Consider the following 18,344-nt stretch of genomic DNA (forward strand, 5'->3'; position numbering starts at 1 on the left):
CATGCGCAACAGCTGATGCTGCGTACCTTCCCCGCAGTCAAACATCCAAAGCGCCTGTCCCCCTCCTACACCAAGGACTTCACACTCTCCCTCTCCTTCAGGCGGGTCGGTATAACGACCGGCGAGCGACGGGCTGCCGGGTCGGCGACGAGCTCGCACACCATCGCGGCTGCGGCGACGCCGAGCTCTGTTGCCGTTTTCTCTACCGTCGTCAACGGGACGGGCAGTAGCTCGGCAAAAGAAAAATCCGTGAACCCGACGACCGACAGCTTGTCAGGCACCGCGATGCCAAGACGATATGCGGCCTGCATGACCGCCAGCGCAACGTAGTCGTTGGAACATACGACGGCCGTCATGTCGCCGTTGCCGGCGATGAAGTCGTCCAGCCCGGCGCCCTCCGCAAGCGCAGATGCATCCTTGCCACCGGTGCGGCCAATCTTATGCACAAGACTTAAATCGAGGTTCATCGATGCGTCCAGATAAGCTTGCGTATACCCGTTGAACCGATCCTCCCTGCTCATCAGACCGCGATACTCCTCGGTGACGAAACCGATTCTGTGGTGCCCGCGCGAAATTAAATAAGCCGTCAGCTCGAGCGAACCGTGCAGGTGGTCGTGGAACACGCTCGGGATGCTAATTTCGCGAAACGCCCGGTCGACGATGACAACCGGGAATTGGCGAGTATGCAGTTGAATCAAATAGTCGCCAAGCGTATCATGCCTCCCCGGATAAACGACAAGTCCTGATACGGAATACCGCTCGACCAATTCCCGCGCCGTCTCTTCCTCCTGTCCCAACGTCCCCGACGTAAATCGCACGAGCGGCTCCAGCCCACGACGGACAAGCTCGGCCGTCAGTGCCTGAAGCACACTTGCGACATACTCATCCGTATACGGCAACAGGACGCCGACTGCCTGCCTCGACCTGATCCGAAGCTCGCTTATGCCAGAACTCGCTCCTTCTTCATCCTCCGGCTGCTTGGCGAGAAACGTACCTCGTCTCGGCATACGATACACGACGCCTTCGCGTGCCAACTGCAGCAGTGCTTCCTTACTCGTTCTGCTGCTGACGCCGTACATTTTGGCCAACTCCGTCTCAGATGGAACCGGATCGTGTGGACGGAGCCCCCGCTCGCGAATCAGTTCCATAATTTTGACTCTCATTTGCTCATAGAGCACGACAGGCCCTTTGGTCAGCTTCTCTTTCACTTCCACACCGCCTCAGTAGTACATTTATGTATGAGTTGTATTATAACGGATTCCGCGCAAAGTTGACGATCGAATTTACGGCCTATACGCTCAACCGCCCAACAACTGCTTCAGCTTCGCTTCCGTAGAAGAGTCTTGCACCGGCGTGTAAATGCTGCACCGCAGATCGGCGCTCCCGTGCGCTTGCAACGAAGTCAGCTCGAACAGCATTTTTCCCGCTTTGGAATGGCGGAATTCGATCGTCACCTCCGGGGCGGAGCTAACTTTGCTATGCTCCCACAGCTGACTAAAGTCAGGATGCCGTTCCTTCATCTCCTCAACAAAGCCTTCATACCATTCATCTTCCACGTATTGCCCATAGTAAGCGCGAAAAATCGCCAGAAATCCGCTTGCAAAATGCTCCCAATTCACCGCCAGCCGCCTGAACTCCTTCCTTGTAAAAAGCAAAAGAATCAAGTTCCGCTCTGCCGCCGGAATAACGTCAAAATTGATGAAAACATGCGAAGCCGCTTCGTTCCAGCCAACGATCCGACAGCGCCGGTCGGAGATGATCGTCGGACAATAGCGCAGTTCCTGCAAAATGCGTGACAAAGAAGCGCTGATTTGCGGCTGCTCCTCTTGCAGCAAACTTCCGCTCAGCATCCCCGAGTTTGACTCCAAGGCGAGCGAAAACAAATATTTGCGTTCATCAACAGTGAGCCTTAGCGCCGCGGCTACGCAGTCTAGCACCGAGGAAGAGACTTGGATGTCTCTGCCTTGTTCCAACCACGTGTACCAGGTCGAGCTGACGCCGGCGAGCTGGGCGACTTCCTCCCGGCGCAGCCCCGGCGTCCTTCTCCGCGAGCCTTGCGGGAAGCCCGCGGATTCCGGGGAAATTTTGGCCCGTTGCGCCTTCAGAAATGCGGATAACGCTTGTAATCTCGTTTGGCGATTCATGATTATCACTCCCCAGACATGATCTTATCGTAGCACATCTTATACTAGAATAAATAACAACTTGTAATAGGATAACCAAAATGGCACGATAGGATCTACATCTGATGTGCCAAGGAGGCTATACACTAATGGAACGTGTTGTCATAACGGGAACGGGTCTTATCTCGCCGCTTGGGAATAATGTCGAAAACTTTTGGAACCGTCTCATTCGGGGCGAATCCGGTATTTCTGAAATCGATATGTGGGACGTATCGAGATACAAAACGAAAATTGCGGGCATCGTGCGCGATTTTGATGGGGAGGCGGTGTTCGGTCGCAAGGAGGCCCGGCGAATGGATCGGTTTTGTCAATTTGCCGTCGCAGCGGCGGAGCAGGCTGTGTCCGACGCGGGCCTGGGGTTGGAAGCGATCGACCGCGAACGCATGGGCGTCTACGTCGGCTCGGGTATTGGCGGCATTCAAACGTTGCTCGAGCAGAAGGATATATTGAACAACCGCGGCCCCGAACGAGTCAGTCCGACGCTCGTACCGATGATGATTTCGAATATGGCTGCTGCGTTTATTTCCATCCGCTTCGGGGCGATGGGGCCAACGCTGTCCCCGGTCACCGCGTGCTCCATCGGCAACACGGCGATCGGAGAAGCGATGCGGCTCATTCGTACCGGTCTCGCGGATGTAATCATCGCCGGCGGCACGGAAGCGGCGGTGAACGACATTTCGCTCGCAAGCTTCAACAATGCCACGGCGCTATCTACGCGCAATGATGAGCCCGAGAGGGCGAGCCGACCTTTTGATAGGGGACGGGACGGTTTTGTCATGGCGGAGGGTGCGGGCATTCTCGTGCTGGAATCTCTGTCCCATGCATTGCGTCGGAAAGCCCGTATCTATGCGGAAGTGATCGGCTACGGCAGCAGTTCGGACGCTTATCACATGGTCGCCACACATCCCGAGGGAACGGGGGCGTATCTAGCGATGAAACAAGCGCTTGCTGATGCAAACCTTCGGCCTGAGCAGGTCGATGTCATCTCCGCTCATGCGACCAGCACGGAACTCGGCGACAAGTCCGAGACGAAGGCGATTAAACGGCTATTCGGCGAACAGGCATATCGCATCCCAGTTACGGCCAACAAGTCGATGACCGGCCATATGCTTGGCGCAGCCGGCGGCGTGGAGGCTATAGCGCTCGTACGGATGCTGCAGACAGGCATCATCCCGCCGACGATCAACTTGGCGCAACCGGGTCCGGAGTGCGACTTGGATTACGTGCCGAACGAGGCTCGGCACATGGCGACACCGCTAACGATCGGCTTGTCCAATTCTTTCGGTTTCGGCGGACATAACGCTGTAATTGCGCTGAAAGCCTACAACGACTAGGATGCAGAGTGTCTGGAGAGCACTTCTCCGTTCTTATCCGGCGCCTGGCCGAGCCCGTATTCATCGGTTGAACTGTTTGCGGAACTCGCTCGGCGACATCCGTTCGAGCTTGCGGAACGTGCGGGAGAAAAACGTTTGATGGCGAAAACCGACTTCCCAGGCGATCTCTTCGATCGAAAGCGTCGTGCCGAGCATCAGCAGCTTGGCTTGCTCGATTCTGTACCGAGTCAAATATTCGAGCGGCGAACATCCGAGCGCCTTCTTCATACATCTGGCGATATAGACTGGATGAAAATTGAATTCGCGCTGCAGCAGCTCATGCGTCACAGATGAACGATAATGCGTGCGCAGATGGACGGCAACGCGTTCGGCAAGCCGGACGGCGGGCGATTGCCCGAATTCGTCCTGCCCTTCGGCGAGCGCCTTAAGAAGACTTTGCAATTGAATCTGTTGCTGCCACCGCGCCCACGAGAGCGGCTGCTTTTCCAGTTCGATCAACTCGCGAAGGCGGCTGTAAGTGTCGGTCGGATCGCGCAGCGTAAAATATTGCGGAATCGAGAAGCCGAAAGCACGCGGAGTGAGCCCCTGCTCGTCCCGGTATTGACGGCTATCGTCCGTAACCTCTTCAACAGCTTCCGTATGCCATGGCTGATCGCTCCACAACGCATTCGTCTGAAAATGCAGCCAGAAAAACTGCGTTTCCGAATCCACTGGCCGGAGCGGATAATGATGCCGGTCGGGTTGCAACAGCAGCGCCTGCCCTTCGCTAACCGTCCACCCACGTTCTTCTTCTCCCATAAATAACGCCCCTTGATGGACGACGAGCAGGTCGAACAGCCCGATATGGCTGCGGGAGGGATGGCTTTCTCCGGGCTTGAACCGAGATTCCCCCGAATTGATGTAATACGGCAAAGGCGGAGCGGAGAAATAGAGGACGGACAAGGGGTTCACCTCTCGCATACAAGTTTGTATATGTACATTTTAATATTGCATTTTTGCCGTAGCAACAGAGATCCACTTTCCATAAGAGGTTTAAATCGTTCATCTTTCAGTTCATATTATGGCTTGGCGCATATACGTCGAAATCTATAATTAAACCTGAGCGGCGATATTGACGAACAGGAGAGATTTACGATGAACAGCGGAGAAAAATATATTTTGACACCGGCAGCCAAACGATTATTCGGTGCGGCGATCCACTCGATATCCGGCGGTGTGGAGAATGCAGAACATCTGCTGAAGTCGGATGGCCAAACGGCAAAACTCGATTATTCGGATGGAGGCGCAAAGCCTTCCGTGCTGATCGATCTCGGGCCTTCCGCGCCCGGAGGTTATCCGATTTTCCGCGTAGCGAGTCAGACGGGACGGCCAACACTGCGAATCGCATATTCGGATTGGTATGAATGGATCGTCGATCCGGTTCACGGCGCGAACGGTGATTTCAGTAGAGGCTCATGCACCTACCTCGGCGTAGAGTTGCCCGTCCCTCCCGCCAACCCTTACCGGTACGAGTTGTATACGATTGAAGCGGACGGCGTGTACATCGCGCCGATGATTCAAGGGCAGCAGCGTTGGGTGCGCATCGAACTCGATACTCCGGGCAGCGTTGAACTCGACTATTTCGCCTTCGAAAATGTTGCGGATATGTCGCCGTATAAAGGCAGTTTCCTGTCAAGCGACGACAGCTTGAATCGGTTGTGGTATGCCAGCACCTACACCGCCCAAACCGCATCGTTCCCGCATTCTGATGCCTGGACGATCGTCGATGGCTGGCTCCTTCCGCGCAAATTGGCGAGGAGCAACGAGGTCGGGCTTTCGGTCGATGGTGCCGCGTGGCAAGATTATCGCTTTAGCTTCCAATTCATCATTCGCAGAAATCCGGGTCCCGTCTCCGCCATCGGCTGGATCGTCCGGGCTCCCGACGAGAACAATGGCTATGTCGGACAGATTGATCTGGACGGAAGATTTCATCTGTTCAAGCGCGTGGACGGCGTATACGTGCGGTTGAAACCTTCCGTGCAGCTTGCCGAGACCATCGTCGACGGCCGCGTGTACCGGCTGAAAGTACGGTTGAACGGTTCTCTGATCGAGACGCTGCTCGACGGGGCGCTGATCGATGCGACGATCGATGAGACGTTTCGTGAGGGGAAAGTCGGATTTTGCCAGCCGCTGGACAAGTGGGCGCTTGTGCGCGATGTTCGCGTGGAAAATGCAAACGGTACGCTTCTGTTCGTCGACGATTTCCAGGGAGACTTGAGCCACTGGTCGTTCGCACGTACAGCTCCGTATATTGCCGACGGCGCTAAGCGGGATCGGCTGCCGTGGCTCGGCGATCTGGACTGGGCGGGTCGCAACCTCTACTACGCCTTCGATAATTACACGTACATGAAAGAAACGATTCGGATGTTCGCTTTCCACCAGACACCGGAAGGTTATATATGGGCGGCATGTTATCCGGAAAATCAAGTAAAACCGGCCACCGGCGAATACGGCTATTATCAGTCCGACGAATTTTCCGCCTGGTTCGCGCCGGTGCTGGCCGATTACGTCTTGTTCACCGGCGATCTGGCGTTTGCCCGGGAGATGTATCCCACCGTCGTGAAAGGGTTCGAATACTTGTGGAACTACGTGGAAGGCGATGGCTTATTCTTTCAGCGGTACGAGACGTCCAAAGGCATATGGGGCCACATACTGGAGCGCACAGGCAAAGGGACTTACGTTAACCTGCTCCTGTACGATGCGTTTAAGGAAGGGGCATTTCTCGCAGGGAAGCTTGGATTCGAGGCGGATGCAGCCGAATTCGAGGAGAAAGCGGAGATCATTCGTCAAGGCATTCAGTCGCATTTGTGGGATGAGGAGCAGCGATATTTCGTCGAGTTGAAAGGCAGCCGCGAGTTTAACTTTTACGCGAACGCGCTGGCGCTTGCGATCGGTTTTCCGGACGACGAACAGGCGGCTGCAGTGAGCGCGAAGCTGAAAGAGACGGATATGGGCAAATATCAAAGTCTCGCAATTCGCGGGAAGTTCCGTTACGGCCGCGACGAAGATGCGATCGGCACGCTGCGCAATCCGGGCGGCGGGGTCGATTGGCTCGGCGCACTCACGGACTGGCGCGGCCCGCATGCGACGTGGGAATGTATGACTTATCCGCCTATTGCGCTTCCTGCGGGGAAAAACTGGGGGGACTCCTCCCACCCGGACACCGCTGTCGCTCATTTACTATCCGGTTATGTGCTCGGCGTTCAGCCGACGGAACCCGGTTTCCGTACGTTCGAAGCCATACCGCATCCATGCGATCTTCAGTGGGCGGAAGGCACCGTACCCACGCCCTATGGCGAAATCCGCGTAAAATGGGAAACGATCGAAGATCGTTTCCGCATGTCGCTCGAAGCGCCTGTTGGAACGATCGCCTCTGTCGGTATCCCCAAAACTCAGGACCAATCTTACGCAATTCGCTTGAACGGGGATCTCGTATTCCACTCCGACTCGGCAACTATGTCTCCGGCGAGAAGTCCGCTGATCGATGAAGATCGTCTGTACGTGTACATCCGCGGGCTTGGACCAGGTCGCTGCGATATCGAACGCCTGCCCTTATAAGCACACTGACTGCCGACCCGATTTCGATGCCAAGAGCCGCCAAAGAGGAAACACTCCTTGGCGGCTCTTCGTAAACAATCGCGATTTCCGTTACTCACCTTTCACCGTTCTCCGTTGCCACACCCCGATCAAGGTCCCTGCTGCGGAGCTGCCTGCGACCGAAGAGCAGCGAATTCGCCCAGCGATGACAGCACGCTATTGTACGCGTCCTTGTCCGATATGCGAATGCCCCGGGACAACTCGCGTATGCTCTCTTCGTTCATACGCGACTCCATCATATCCACGTCAAGTTGGAAAAAGGTCCGAACGACTTTCTCCTGCCATGGCGGCCCGTCGAACAGAGAGAGGTTGCCGTCTTTGTCAATGCCCATGTACGAAGTTTGGCGGCATGCCGGCGATAAGTCATCGATCGTTTCTTCTACAGTCAGCTTGCCTGCCGCTTCTAAGGACGCCCCCCATTCTCGGTGGGCTTTTAACAATTCACCCGCTTCGGCAGCCGTCATCCGCCCGAGCTGTCTAGTCTCTTCCCCGCACAAGTAGGTGCGATGAAGCACGAGCTTGACGTTCCCTTTTCGCTTGCTCAGCTCGGCGAGCACGGCAGCTCTTGGGGAACTCCCCGAGTCCGTAATCGACGGTTCGATCGTTCCCGCGACGATTGTCGCCGAATCAATAGGAACCGTCGAAGTTCCCAAAGCATGTCCGACAAACGCCCGAGCCATCCAGACACCCGTCAACACCGAAAGAAGGAACACCGCCGCGCCCGCTCCGAGGGCCCAGACGTGACGGCGTTTCCTTTTCAGCGACTTCTTCAGTTCTTTCCATAATCGCAAACGAGACACCGGAATCCCCTTCTCTGCTGTTTTCCCTATTGTTCCCGGGAATTCCGGTACTATTCGCAACGATTACCAATTAATCCATGGTAAACTTTCCTTCCGTTTCGGACTGATATGGCGCGGCGCGATTTTCACTTTCGGTTTCGGCTGTCTTTTCTTTGCTGGTGCAGATTGTGTCTGGACGGCTTGCTGGATGTCATCTCCGGTTTCCGGTCTCAAGTCCTCGCCATCGTCCCGATATGGGGGCATAGGAGGAAGAGGTCCCATCGGAGGCATTGGCGGTATCGGCGGAATGAGTCCGCCATAGCCGTAAGGTACCGGTTGCCCGTAGCCATATGGAGCAATGTTGTTCGGACCGAAGCCATGGCCGTAGCTCGGCAGTCCTTCCGCTATTGGCGGGTTGCCCACTGGAACGTCACCCATCGGCGATACAAACGTCGGATACCCTCCGTACGGTGCATTTGCTAGCGGGAGTTGGGCACCCTGAACAGCAGCGTACGGCGGAACGGCCGCAGGGGATGCAAACGGTACGCCGTATGGCAAGCGGCCCTCCTCGTAATCATTGTCTCCGGAATGAAACTCGGCCGAGTGTTGCGCATTCGCGTCGGCGACGTAATAATATGGCAAAACCGATTGGCCTCCGCAATTGGCGCAGCCGGATTTGTACCCGCTAGGAATATCCCCTTGCGGGTTTGGTGGGCTATAGGAAATATCTTGGTGCGTATACAATCCGTTCATGTACGGATGCGCCGTATTCGCGGCCGGCATAACGCCTTGAGGATAGCCGTATCCGTGAGCGTTGGCGTGCCCGTAAGATTGCCCGTATCCGTAACCCGGGGGCATCGCCATTTCCCCACCCAGACCGGGAAGCGGCTCCGGCATGCCGTATCCGTAATGCGGATGATGTTCATGCTGCGTCTCCTGAATTGGTGGCTGCATAGGCGCATGCATTGGCGGCATGTGATACGTGTGGATCATCTCTACTTGTTCGACATGTACACCGTAAATCGGCGTCTCGACGATCGGTTGAGAGACAGGCGGCATCGGCGCCGGAGCTGGCAACGGTGTCGGTGCAGGCGCTTCCTCAGCAGGCTGAACGGCCGTGTTCTTTTTGCCTCCTGCGGCGGGCATAACCGAATTGTTCGTTTTGCCGCCCATTCCCGTACCGCCGTCGTGTGCTCCACCCGCCGCGTTCCCCGGGGATCCGCCCGTCTGAGGAATGTTTACGACCTCGCCTGTCAGCAGTGCATTCGGGTTTTTCAATTGCGGATTCGCTTTGACAAGATCGCCAAGCTGAACGCCCCAGGCTTTCGACAGCTTCCAGAGCGTGTCTCCTTGCTTGACGACATGTTGATGGATGACGCCGAGCATCGTTTTCGGATGCGACGGAATTTTTACTTTCATCCCGACGTCTATCGCGTCCGGGTTGCTGATGCCCGGATTCGCCTGAATCAGTTCCTCCAAAGGTACGTTGTATTTTTGAGCAATTAAATACAGCGTATCCCCCTGCTTCACCATATGGATTTTCACGCCGTTCCCTCCTGATAGGAAGGCAACGCCCCGGCCCGGGCGGTTGCCCTGATGCAATCCTTACATCCTATGCAGATGTTGGGCGTTTGACCTCTATTCCATACAGAAAATCCGGCAGCCGTCTGGCTTGCCGGATTCAGGTCAATTATGTCTGTTCATAAGGAAGGCTCGGATACGAACCTAGCAAACGCACTTGACAGCCGATCGCTTCGATTTCGGCAATCGCCGCCGGCATGAGCACCGTGTCAAGCGCCAATTCCACATCGATATAGAAATAATAGCTGCCGAGTTTTTTCTTCGTTGGGCGTGATTCGATCTTCGACAGATTGATGCGGCGCCAAGCGAATGCGGACAGCACTTGATGCAGCGCGCCCGGATAATCTTCCGGCAACGTGACAAGGATGCTCGTCTTATACGTCGTCGCAGTCGCATTCTCGTAAGGCGCGTTACCTACGAGAAGGAATCGCGTGAAGTTGTTATCGTGATCGGTCACGCCTTCCTCCAACACGTCCAGCTCCATGTCTGCAGCCGCCAATTTCGTACCGAACGCCGCCCAGCCTTTGCCTGGGTTCGATTTGACCGTCCGCACTGCCTCCGCCGTACTGTTTAGCGTCTCCAGCTCCGCGTGCGGCAGACGGGAACGAACGAACTGCAAACATTGCGCCATCGCGACCGGATGGCTCATCACTTTCTTGATCTTGTCCGCTTCCCAATGCGCGGGATTACCGTCCGACGACAATTCGCTGGCATCTCCGATCAAGTTCTGAATGGAAGGGAACACCCACTCCGCCCGAATCGGCAAATCTACCTCGTGAACGAGCCAGTCAATATGCAAGTTCACCGAACCGTCAATCGTGTTCTCGATCGGGATGACGCTCCAGTCGGTATGCCCGTTTGCCGTCGACTGGAAGACGTCAGCAATCATTTTGCAATAGACGAACTCTACATCCTGACCGCGAAACATATATCGTACCGCCTCGTCAGACACCGTGCCGCGAGGCAACAAAGCTACTTTTTTGCGACTGCTCATACGCTTACCTCCGCTCCCGCCAACGCCAACACTTGATGCGGCTCCATCGCGTAAGCCGGATCGTCGAAACCGACAACCCGCACCCGGGGACCGTGCAAGCAAGGTTCAAGCCATCTGGTCGATACGTCAATGCCTTCACGTGCCATCGTATCCCGAACAAAAGCAACAAGCCCTTCGTTAGCCGCATCGCCGCTTCTTGCAAGAAGCAGCAGCGTCGGCCCCGCTCCGGACAACACGGCGCCAAGTGCACCATGCTGCGTCGCTTCCTTCAGGATCGTCTCCATGCCGGGAATAAGCGCTGCGCGGTAGGGCTGATGCATTTTATCTCTCATCGCCCTGCCAAGCAGATCCAATCTGCCTGAGAACAGCGCCGCCGTTAGCAAAGAACTGTGCGTGACGTTAAAGACGGCATCTTGCATCGGTAGCGTCTTCGGCAACACATTACGCGCCTTCTTCGTCTCCAGCTCGAACGCCGGAATGGCAACGAGCACGTCCATGCCAGCGGGCGGTTCAATGCGCACATAGTCCGCACGCTCGCCGTCCCACGCCGCGGCGATAATACCGCCGAATATGGAAGCGCCAACGTTGTCGGGATGCTTCTCAATCGCCGTTGCCATCTGAAACAGCTCGTCCTCGGACAAAGGGCTGCCTACCAAGGCGTTGGCTGCGAAGAGAGCGCCGACAATCGCGGATGCGCTGCTTCCGAGTCCTCTCGTGAGGGGAATGTCGCTGCGGATGCCAATGTCGAGCTCGGGCACTTCCGCTCCCGCTCTCTCGAACACCGACTGCGCGACTTCGTATATCAAGTTTGTTTTGTCTTGCGGAACGCCGTCCAGGTTGTCACCAAAAAGCGTAATCCGCGTCTTCTCCGCCGGCGCCATGCTTACCCAGGCGTACAACGACAAAGCCATGCCCAAGCTATCGAATCCCGGACCCATATTCGCCGTGCTTGCTGGCACTTTGACAACGACCCGGCCCTGAACTGCATTTATTTTCAACTCGGCTTCCTTATGCATAACAAAGCTCCTTTTGAGTCCGTACGCCGTTCAACGTCCGCTTGCGACGGTCGTTAGCCTTCCACCCGGTATACGCTTTTGATTTCGCGTACGGCAGACAAGCCGCTGAACGCTTGCATCACTTGGTTCATCGCAGCTTTGCTCGCCTGATGCGTAATGATAATGATTTCCGTGCTCGACTTGTAAGGTGCCGAAGGTTGCATCACCGATTCAATGCTCACGTCGCAATTCGAGAATACTTGCGCGATTTGAGCCAGAACGCCCGCTCGGTCTTCGACGTGGAGCAGAAGGAAAAACTTCGATGCAATCTGCTCGTCGGTTTTTAACTTCACGACGTTATAAGGCAATTGCGCCTGGCGACCGTTAACGCCAAGCTTCATGTTCTTGACGACCGCAACGAGGTCCGCCACGATGGAAGTTGCCGTAGGCAATTCACCGGCGCCGGCACCGTAAAACATCGTCTCTCCGACCGCTTCCCCGTGTACGTAAACCGCGTTAAATACGCCGTTGACGGACGCGATCGGATGGCTCGCCTTGATCATCGTCGGCTGCACGCTGACGCTGATCATATCGTCCTGCCGTTCGGCGATGCCAAGCAGCTTCACTTCGTAGCCGAGTCTTTTCGCATAGCGGATATCTAATTGCGATACGCCGCTAATGCCCGCTGCACTAACATCTTCGAGCGACACATTCGCGCGGAATCCGAGCGAGGATAAAATCGTCATTTTGCGGGCGGCGTCGAGCCCTTCCACGTCGGAAGTCGGATCGGCTTCCGCATAGCCTAGCTCTTGCGCTTCCTTCAGCACCTCGGCGTATGCCGCCCCCTCTTGGCTCATTTTCGTCAAAATATAGTTTGTCGTCCCGTTCACGATGCCCATAATTTTCGTAATTCGATCGGACGAGAAACCTTCGACGAGCGTCCGGATAATCGGAATACCGCCGGCTACGCTCGCCTCGTACAAGACGTCGCAACCTTTCTCGCGAGCTTTGGCCAATATTTCTTGACCGTGAAGCGCCATCAGGTCTTTGTTGGCCGTGACGACGTGTTTGCCGCGCTCCAGCGCTTCAAGAATGTAATCCTTCGTCGTCGAGATGCCGCCCATCACTTCGACAATGACGTCGATGTTCGGATTGCGAACGATATCCCAAGCGTCTTCCGTAAGCTTGGCAGGATCGATCGAGACGCCGCGAGCCTTCGTGCGGTCTTTGACTAGAATTTGCGCGATAGAGATCGGGCTCCCGACCTGGTTGGACAAATCCTCTTGATGGCCTTCCACAATTTTCACGACACCGGTGCCCACCGTACCGAGCCCCAGCAATCCTACTTGAATTGCTTTCATCCTATTTCCTCCGCTTCGACTGCCGCGTTTGCGCGTACCGGTCATTATATTAGGGAATGTTGCGAAATAACGAGAAGGATATCCCGTAGCATTTTGTCCCTTAGCTGCGTCCGATCACGGTTGCCCGTTTGACGCCGTCCAACGAACGAAGCTTCTCAAGAAGTTCGGGAAGCGCCCCGTTCACGATTGTCGTGTCCATGGAGACGACGACGTTAGCCATTCCTTGCAGCGGAATGGATTGCGATATCGTCAGCACGTTTCCTTCGCTCTGTGCGAGCATGCCGAGCACTTTCGACAGGACGCCGGAGCGATGCTCCAAATCCATCGACAGCGTCGCGATCGATTCTCTCGAAGCTTGCTCGAGCGCGTACACGCCGTCTTTATATTTGTAGAAGGCGCTCCGGCTCAATCCGACGCGTTCCGCAGCTTCGTGAATCGTCGCCGCTTCTCCGCGCCTTAACAATTCCTTCGCCTGCTCGGCTTTCAGCATGCCGTCCGGAAGCAAATCCTCACGAACGGCATAATAACGTTCCGTCATTTTCCGTCCTCCTAGGAAAGACGAATGTTTGTGTATAGAGGACATTATATCGAATTGGGGATGGGACGGCAATAGGCAATACCAGTTATGACATGCCTGTTATCGCAAAAAAAAGATCCCGCAGCCGCAGCGGCCTTGGAATCCCTTTTCACTTTCACAATTAAGCATCATCGAATATATAGTCGTCCGAACCGCCTTCGAAAAACTCGAATTCGAACTTGCCGATCCGGATTGTATCCCCGTTCTTCGCTCCCCGCTTGCGCAGCGCATCATCGATGCCGGCTCCGCGCAAAATGCGTCCGAACCGCATGATCGCCTCGTGAGAATTGAATTGCGTCCTCCGCATCAACTTCTCGATGGCTTCGCTTTCAACGACGTACACTTCATTGTCGCGCTTGATCTCGAAGTCGAGGTCGCCGCTCGCCTCGTAACGGTAAACGACTCCTTCTTCGGCTTTCGCCTGTTTCTCAATCTCCTCGAGCTCCGACGGCTGTGGCAAGGAGTCGAGCAAGTCCGCGACACGGAACAGCATTTCCTTAATACCTTGTTTCGTCAGCGACGAGATCGGCATAATGACAATATCCGGGCGCGTCTCAGCGACTTGCTTGCGGAATGTCTCGAGATTCGTTTCCGATTCCGGCATGTCCATCTTGTTCGATGCGACGATTTGGGGCCGTTCGGCGAGCCTTGGGTTGTACAACTTCAACTCATCGTTGATTTTCACCCAATCCTCGTATGGATCGCGCCCTTCCATACCGGACATGTCCACGACATGTACGATAATTCTCGTCCGCTCGACGTGACGCAGAAATTCGTGACCGAGACCGACGCCCGTGTGAGCGCCCTCGATCAAGCCCGGTAAGTCCGCCATTACGAAGCTGCGATCGTCGCCGAGATCAACGACGCCGAGATTGGGCGTAATCGTCGTGAAATGGTACGCACCGATTTTGGGCTGCGCGCCGGACACGACGGACAACAGCGTCGACTTGCCGACACTCGGGAAACCGACGAGGCCGACGTCCGCCATCACTTTAAGTTCCAGTGTGACCCAGCGCTCCTGGCCTTCTTCCCCGTTCTCCGCAATCGCCGGCGCCGTGTTGACGGAGCTCTTGAAGCGGATGTTGCCACGTCCGCCACGTCCACCCTTGGCCACAATAACTTCTTGCCCGTGGCGCGTCATATCGGCGATCGTCTCTCCCGTATCGTCGTCGACGACAATCGTGCCGGGCGGCACGCGAACGATCATATGCTCCGCATTCGCCCCGTGCTGCGACTTGTTACGGCCTTTCTCGCCTCTCGTCGCCTTGAAATGCTTCTGATAGCGGAAGTCCATCAGCGTACGCAAGCCTTCATCCACACGAAAAATGACGTGTCCGCCATTGCCGCCGTCTCCGCCCGCCGGTCCGCCTTCCGGTACGTATAACTCCCTGCGGAACGCGACAAGGCCATCCCCGCCGTCTCCGCCTTTTACGAATACTTTCGCTTTGTCCACGAACATCGATTAGTTCACTCCAAGTTGCAACCGGTCTGTTCGGGATTGCGAGCCCCGTATCCGGTAATAGTGTTTGTCAAGCCGATACAGGGAAACGAACGACCATCGTTCGCGCCTGCCCCGTCAATCCAGTCTCATTTTCGACGACCCTGATCGTTCCAAGCCCTTCAACGCATTTCTCCATCTCTGGAACAACGCTGTCCGCCGCTGCCAATTCGCCCTCGTACGAGAGCGACACCGTAACATCGCTCCCATCGCGTGAGAAACCAAGCTTCAGCACGTTTTCTACACCGTTCACGGAACTTGCGGCGCGATAGCGAATAACGCCGACGATGCCGATAATCGCCTTCGCAAGACGATCCGACTGATCCGCGTTCCGATCAAATTGAAAACCGTTCTGTACGGCCACTTCGAGGCGGACCGTATCGCACATCGTGCGGAACGACAGCAAGAATGTCGCCAGCTCGGGATCGCCGATCTGGGATACCCGGCTGTCCTGCTCCATTCTCTCCCTTATTCTGTCCACAATCGCGATCGCCTTATCGGGTTTACTCAATCTCAAATAGCCGTATAAAATCTGAAGCTCGTTCATCCAATCGTGCCGGTGATGGCTTAACGTGCGGATCGTCGACAGTTGCGCCTGCGTAACAATCCTGTCGTTATGTCCGTTGTGCCATCGCTTAGCCAAGCGGACGGAGCCAAGCACGATGCCGAGCGTCCATAGCGCCAGAAAGGCATAGGACCACCATGAGCTGGACCATACCGCCACGACCGTTATCGGCACGATAAGGGAAGCCCATGCAGCAAGCGCCCAAGGCGTCCAATTCTGAATATGCATCCGTCTTCCCCGTTTCGTAGATCCTGTCAACCCGATTGCGGGAACGCAGTTCTCGCGTCTAGTATACCATGGCACGTCCGGATTTCACCATGAATAATGACACGGGCCCGGCAGCCGTCCCCATTGCGCAAGAAACCCCGGCCAATGATGTTGGCCGGGGTCTCGGATGAACCATTAAACTTCAAGCGCGGCGGCTACCGGAGCTTGCTCGACTGGATAAACGCTCACTTTTTTGCGATCGCGTCCCAGACGTTCGAATTTCACGACGCCGTGAACGAGCGCGAAAAGCGTGTCGTCTTTGCCGATGCCTACGTTAGTGCCCGGGTGGATTTTCGTTCCGCGTTGGCGGTACAAAATGCTTCCAGCCGTAACAGCTTGACCGTCCGCTCTTTTTGCGCCAAGGCGCTTGGAGTGGGAGTCCCGTCCGTTTTTCGTCGATCCGACCCCTTTTTTCGAGGCGAATAACTGAAGGTCCAACTTCAACATGGTGTCAACCTCCTTCTTGTTTAAGAATGATTTTCACGTGCTTCCCGTACGAATCTGCGATAGATTCGAGAGCGACGACCATCCCTTCCAGCAAAAGCTGGACTTGAGCGTCTTTCGCGGGATCTTCGCTTCGAGGCGCTTTCGCTTCGAGCAGTCCGCTCTTCGAGAACGCGTCGGGCTCAAGCCCTGTCAGCTTCTCGATCGCATTGACCGCTCCCACGGTTACGGCCGATACGCCGGCACAGACGATGTCTTTGCCTGGATCGTCGTAGAAAGCGTGTCCCGAAACGGTAAATCGTATAATGGCCTTCCTGTCGTCGCGCACGATCGTGACCTTGATCATCTCGGGCAAGCTCCGCTTACGCTTTGATGCTCTCGATCGTCACTTTCGTGTACGGTTGACGATGGCCTTGTTTGCGCTTGTAGTTTTTCTTCGGCTTGTATTTGAAGACGATGATTTTCTCGCCTTTCACTTGTTGCTCGACTTTGCCCGTAACCGAAGCTCCGGACAAGAGCGGGGAACCCGTCGTCAAGCCGCCGTCTTTAGAAACTGCCAATACCCGGTCGAACGTTACGCTGTCGCCTGCGCCTGCGTTAAGCTTCTCAACGAAGATTACGTCGCCCGCTTGGACTTTGTATTGTTTGCCGCCTGTTTCGATAATCGCGTACATCTGGTGCACCTCCTCGTATCTAAGACTCGCCTCGGGGGGTGTCGGTTGCCGCAGCGTTAAACACAGCCAGGGCAGCGCCGATCTTGTCGACCCTGTGGAGAGCGGTTGTAGCCTGCAAAATGTTCAGATTGCACGCACCATGGTATTCTATCACGTACGCACACTAAACACAAACTATTTTTATATGTTGTTCAAAAAACTCGATTATTTACCGAACATAAATTTTGCCTTTTCCTTTGCAAGCCGCGCACGTCTCATAAAAATAGTTCATGACATTGTCGCGGGCTTTCTTGCGTGTCATTTCCATCAGCCCGAGCTTCGTCCAGCCGACGACTTGGCACTTCGTCCGGTCCCGCTTAATCTTCGCTTCGAGCTGCTGAGCGATTCGGTGCCTATGCTCTTCCGTTTCCATATCTATAAAGTCAACAATAATAATGCCGCCGACGTCCCGTAGCCGAAGCAGTCGGGCGACTTCGTCCGCCGCCTCGAGATTCGTCTGGAATACTGTTTCCTCGAGATCGATCGATCCGGTATATTTGCCCGTATTGACGTCGATAACCGTGAGTGCTTCCGTCTGTTCCCAGACGAGATAACCGCCGCTCGGCAACCAGATGCGGGATTGGAACGCCTTGTCCAATTGTTCCTTAATTCCGTATTGCTCGAACAATGGCTTATGCTCCGTATGAAGCCGCACTTTGCTTGCGAGCGCCGGCGCCGCCTGGCGTAAATACGCTTTGGCCGAGAGCATGCTGTCTTCGTCGTCGAAAATCAGCTCTTCCGTATCCGGTGTCACCACATCGCGCACGAGCCTGCCGACGAGCCCCGTATCTCGATGAAGCTCTGCAGGGGCCGGAGCAGATTTGCCCCTAGCGACAATGTCTCGCCATAGTCGCCTCAGATGATTCAAGTCTTCTCCCAGCGCTTCAAGGCTTTCTCCGCCGGCATTCGTTCGCAGAATGACGCCCTCACCCTCCTGGCGGATCGACTCCGCCAGCCCGCGAAGCCGTGAACGCTCCGCCTCGTGCTCGATTTTCTTCGAAATGCCGATATAATCGGCTTCGGGCATATATACAAGCCAACGACCGGGAAGCGAGAAATGCGTTGTTACCCTTGCTCCTTTACCCCCGAGCGGCTCTTTCATCATTTGCACGATCAACTGATCGCCAGCCTTGAGCAAGTCCGAGATCGAAGGTTTCTCTTTCGGCTGCTTGTCCAAGTGCGGATGAAGCACGTCGTCCACGTACAGAAAAGCGTTTTTCACTAGGCCGATATCAACGAATGCCGCCTGCATGCCAGGAAGCACGTTTACAACACGGCCTTTGTACATATTACCGATCAAAGACGACTGTTCTGTTCGCTCGACGCCGAACTCGGTCAGCACCCCGTTCTCGAGCAACGCCGACTGCGTCAAGTTCTGCGAGCTATGGATGAACAACTGCTTCATGCGTACCTCCCG

17 protein-coding genes are annotated in these 18,344 nt (G+C 55.5%); 2 read left to right on the forward strand and 15 right to left on the reverse strand.

Annotated features, from left to right (window positions below; genetic code table 11):
• Positions 1 to 65: 65 nt before the first annotated feature.
• Together ACFPOF_RS04880 and ACFPOF_RS04885 are read right to left on the reverse strand one after the other, a co-directional pair.
• A complete protein-coding gene (locus ACFPOF_RS04880; protein ID WP_378130158.1) occupies positions 66 to 1,208 on the reverse strand; it encodes a GntR family transcriptional regulator in 1,143 nt (380 codons plus the stop codon).
• Between the two features lie 90 nt (positions 1,209 to 1,298).
• On the reverse strand, positions 1,299 to 2,144 hold the full coding sequence (locus ACFPOF_RS04885; protein ID WP_378130160.1) for a helix-turn-helix transcriptional regulator: 846 nt from the start codon (positions 2,142 to 2,144) through the stop codon (positions 1,299 to 1,301).
• A 128-nt stretch (positions 2,145 to 2,272) separates the two neighbouring features.
• On the opposite strand from ACFPOF_RS04885, the gene fabF reads away from it, so the two are divergent.
• On the forward strand, positions 2,273 to 3,517 hold the full coding sequence (fabF, locus tag ACFPOF_RS04890) for a beta-ketoacyl-ACP synthase II (protein WP_378130162.1): 1,245 nt from the start codon (positions 2,273 to 2,275) through the stop codon (positions 3,515 to 3,517).
• A gap of 60 nt (positions 3,518 to 3,577) precedes the next feature.
• Here fabF and ACFPOF_RS04895 read toward each other — a convergent pair whose 3' ends face one another.
• Entirely contained in the window at positions 3,578 to 4,459 is an 882-nt protein-coding gene (locus ACFPOF_RS04895) for a helix-turn-helix transcriptional regulator (protein WP_378130164.1), read from the reverse strand.
• A 192-nt stretch (positions 4,460 to 4,651) separates the two neighbouring features.
• On the opposite strand from ACFPOF_RS04895, the gene ACFPOF_RS04900 reads away from it, so the two are divergent.
• The gene (locus tag ACFPOF_RS04900) at positions 4,652 to 7,114 is read left to right on the forward strand and encodes an alpha-L-rhamnosidase C-terminal domain-containing protein (protein ID WP_378130166.1); all 2,463 of its coding nucleotides are present in this window, start codon (positions 4,652 to 4,654) and stop codon (positions 7,112 to 7,114) included.
• A gap of 128 nt (positions 7,115 to 7,242) precedes the next feature.
• On the opposite strand, the gene ACFPOF_RS04905 is transcribed toward ACFPOF_RS04900, so the two are convergent.
• From ACFPOF_RS04905 to ACFPOF_RS04960, 12 genes are all read right to left on the reverse strand, one after another.
• Positions 7,243 to 7,953 (reverse strand): BofC C-terminal domain-containing protein, encoded by a 711-nt coding sequence (locus ACFPOF_RS04905; RefSeq protein ID WP_378130168.1) that lies wholly within the window; start codon positions 7,951 to 7,953, stop codon positions 7,243 to 7,245.
• A gap of 63 nt (positions 7,954 to 8,016) precedes the next feature.
• A complete protein-coding gene (locus ACFPOF_RS04910) occupies positions 8,017 to 9,477 on the reverse strand; it encodes a LysM peptidoglycan-binding domain-containing protein (protein WP_378130170.1) in 1,461 nt (486 codons plus the stop codon).
• A gap of 145 nt (positions 9,478 to 9,622) precedes the next feature.
• Positions 9,623 to 10,507 carry a prephenate dehydratase gene (gene pheA / locus ACFPOF_RS04915; RefSeq protein WP_378130172.1) on the reverse strand — a complete coding sequence of 295 codons (885 nt, stop codon included), beginning with the start codon at positions 10,505 to 10,507 and terminating at the stop codon, positions 9,623 to 9,625.
• Positions 10,504 to 11,523 (reverse strand): homoserine kinase, encoded by a 1,020-nt coding sequence (gene thrB / locus ACFPOF_RS04920; RefSeq protein ID WP_378130174.1) that lies wholly within the window; start codon positions 11,521 to 11,523, stop codon positions 10,504 to 10,506. The genes pheA and thrB overlap by 4 nt, the downstream gene beginning before the upstream one ends.
• A 53-nt stretch (positions 11,524 to 11,576) precedes the next feature.
• On the reverse strand, positions 11,577 to 12,863 hold the full coding sequence (locus ACFPOF_RS04925; RefSeq protein ID WP_378130176.1) for a homoserine dehydrogenase: 1,287 nt from the start codon (positions 12,861 to 12,863) through the stop codon (positions 11,577 to 11,579).
• A 100-nt stretch (positions 12,864 to 12,963) separates the two neighbouring features.
• Positions 12,964 to 13,401, reverse strand: a complete 438-nt coding sequence (locus tag ACFPOF_RS04930) for an ACT domain-containing protein (protein ID WP_378130178.1) — start codon at positions 13,399 to 13,401, stop codon at positions 12,964 to 12,966.
• Positions 13,402 to 13,561: 160 nt separating this feature from the next.
• Positions 13,562 to 14,899: a GTPase ObgE gene (obgE, locus tag ACFPOF_RS04935; RefSeq protein WP_378130180.1), complete on the reverse strand. Its 1,338-nt coding sequence runs from the start codon at positions 14,897 to 14,899 to the stop codon at positions 13,562 to 13,564.
• Positions 14,900 to 14,969: 70 nt separating this feature from the next.
• Positions 14,970 to 15,731 carry a Spo0B domain-containing protein gene (locus ACFPOF_RS04940; RefSeq protein ID WP_378130182.1) on the reverse strand — a complete coding sequence of 254 codons (762 nt, stop codon included), beginning with the start codon at positions 15,729 to 15,731 and terminating at the stop codon, positions 14,970 to 14,972.
• 174 nt (positions 15,732 to 15,905) lie between these two features.
• The gene (gene rpmA, locus ACFPOF_RS04945) at positions 15,906 to 16,217 is read right to left on the reverse strand and encodes a 50S ribosomal protein L27 (protein WP_378130184.1); all 312 of its coding nucleotides are present in this window, start codon (positions 16,215 to 16,217) and stop codon (positions 15,906 to 15,908) included.
• A 4-nt stretch (positions 16,218 to 16,221) separates the two neighbouring features.
• On the reverse strand, positions 16,222 to 16,560 hold the full coding sequence (locus ACFPOF_RS04950; protein WP_378130186.1) for a ribosomal-processing cysteine protease Prp: 339 nt from the start codon (positions 16,558 to 16,560) through the stop codon (positions 16,222 to 16,224).
• A gap of 16 nt (positions 16,561 to 16,576) precedes the next feature.
• Positions 16,577 to 16,888, reverse strand: coding sequence for a 50S ribosomal protein L21 (gene rplU / locus ACFPOF_RS04955; RefSeq protein ID WP_378130188.1), 312 nt, complete (start codon positions 16,886 to 16,888; stop codon positions 16,577 to 16,579).
• Between the two features lie 208 nt (positions 16,889 to 17,096).
• Positions 17,097 to 18,332, reverse strand: coding sequence for an Rne/Rng family ribonuclease (locus ACFPOF_RS04960; RefSeq protein WP_378130190.1), 1,236 nt, complete (start codon positions 18,330 to 18,332; stop codon positions 17,097 to 17,099).
• Positions 18,333 to 18,344: the final 12 nt, after the last annotated feature.

This window comes from Cohnella soli (assembly GCF_042655525.1).
Lineage (GTDB): Bacteria > Bacillota > Bacilli > Paenibacillales > Paenibacillaceae > Cohnella > Cohnella soli.

Excerpts from the sequence above, each read along its gene's own strand:
- rpmA (WP_378130184.1), bottom strand. The coding sequence starts at position 16,217 with ATGTTGAAGTTGGACCTTCAGTTATTCGCCTCGAAAAAAGGGGTCGGA.
- ACFPOF_RS04940 (WP_378130182.1), bottom strand. The coding sequence starts at position 15,731 with ATGCATATTCAGAATTGGACGCCTTGGGCGCTTGCTGCATGGGCTTCC.
- rplU (WP_378130188.1), bottom strand. The coding sequence starts at position 16,888 with ATGTACGCGATTATCGAAACAGGCGGCAAACAATACAAAGTCCAAGCG.
- ACFPOF_RS04960 (WP_378130190.1), bottom strand. The coding sequence starts at position 18,332 with ATGAAGCAGTTGTTCATCCATAGCTCGCAGAACTTGACGCAGTCGGCG.
- fabF (WP_378130162.1), top strand. The coding sequence starts at position 2,273 with ATGGAACGTGTTGTCATAACGGGAACGGGTCTTATCTCGCCGCTTGGG.
- ACFPOF_RS04885 (WP_378130160.1), bottom strand. The coding sequence starts at position 2,144 with ATGAATCGCCAAACGAGATTACAAGCGTTATCCGCATTTCTGAAGGCG.
- ACFPOF_RS04925 (WP_378130176.1), bottom strand. The coding sequence starts at position 12,863 with ATGAAAGCAATTCAAGTAGGATTGCTGGGGCTCGGTACGGTGGGCACC.
- ACFPOF_RS04900 (WP_378130166.1), top strand. The coding sequence starts at position 4,652 with ATGAACAGCGGAGAAAAATATATTTTGACACCGGCAGCCAAACGATTA.
- ACFPOF_RS04950 (WP_378130186.1), bottom strand. The coding sequence starts at position 16,560 with ATGATCAAGGTCACGATCGTGCGCGACGACAGGAAGGCCATTATACGA.
- obgE (WP_378130180.1), bottom strand. The coding sequence starts at position 14,899 with ATGTTCGTGGACAAAGCGAAAGTATTCGTAAAAGGCGGAGACGGCGGG.
- pheA (WP_378130172.1), bottom strand. The coding sequence starts at position 10,507 with ATGAGCAGTCGCAAAAAAGTAGCTTTGTTGCCTCGCGGCACGGTGTCT.
- thrB (WP_378130174.1), bottom strand. The coding sequence starts at position 11,523 with ATGCATAAGGAAGCCGAGTTGAAAATAAATGCAGTTCAGGGCCGGGTC.
- ACFPOF_RS04930 (WP_378130178.1), bottom strand. The coding sequence starts at position 13,401 with ATGACGGAACGTTATTATGCCGTTCGTGAGGATTTGCTTCCGGACGGC.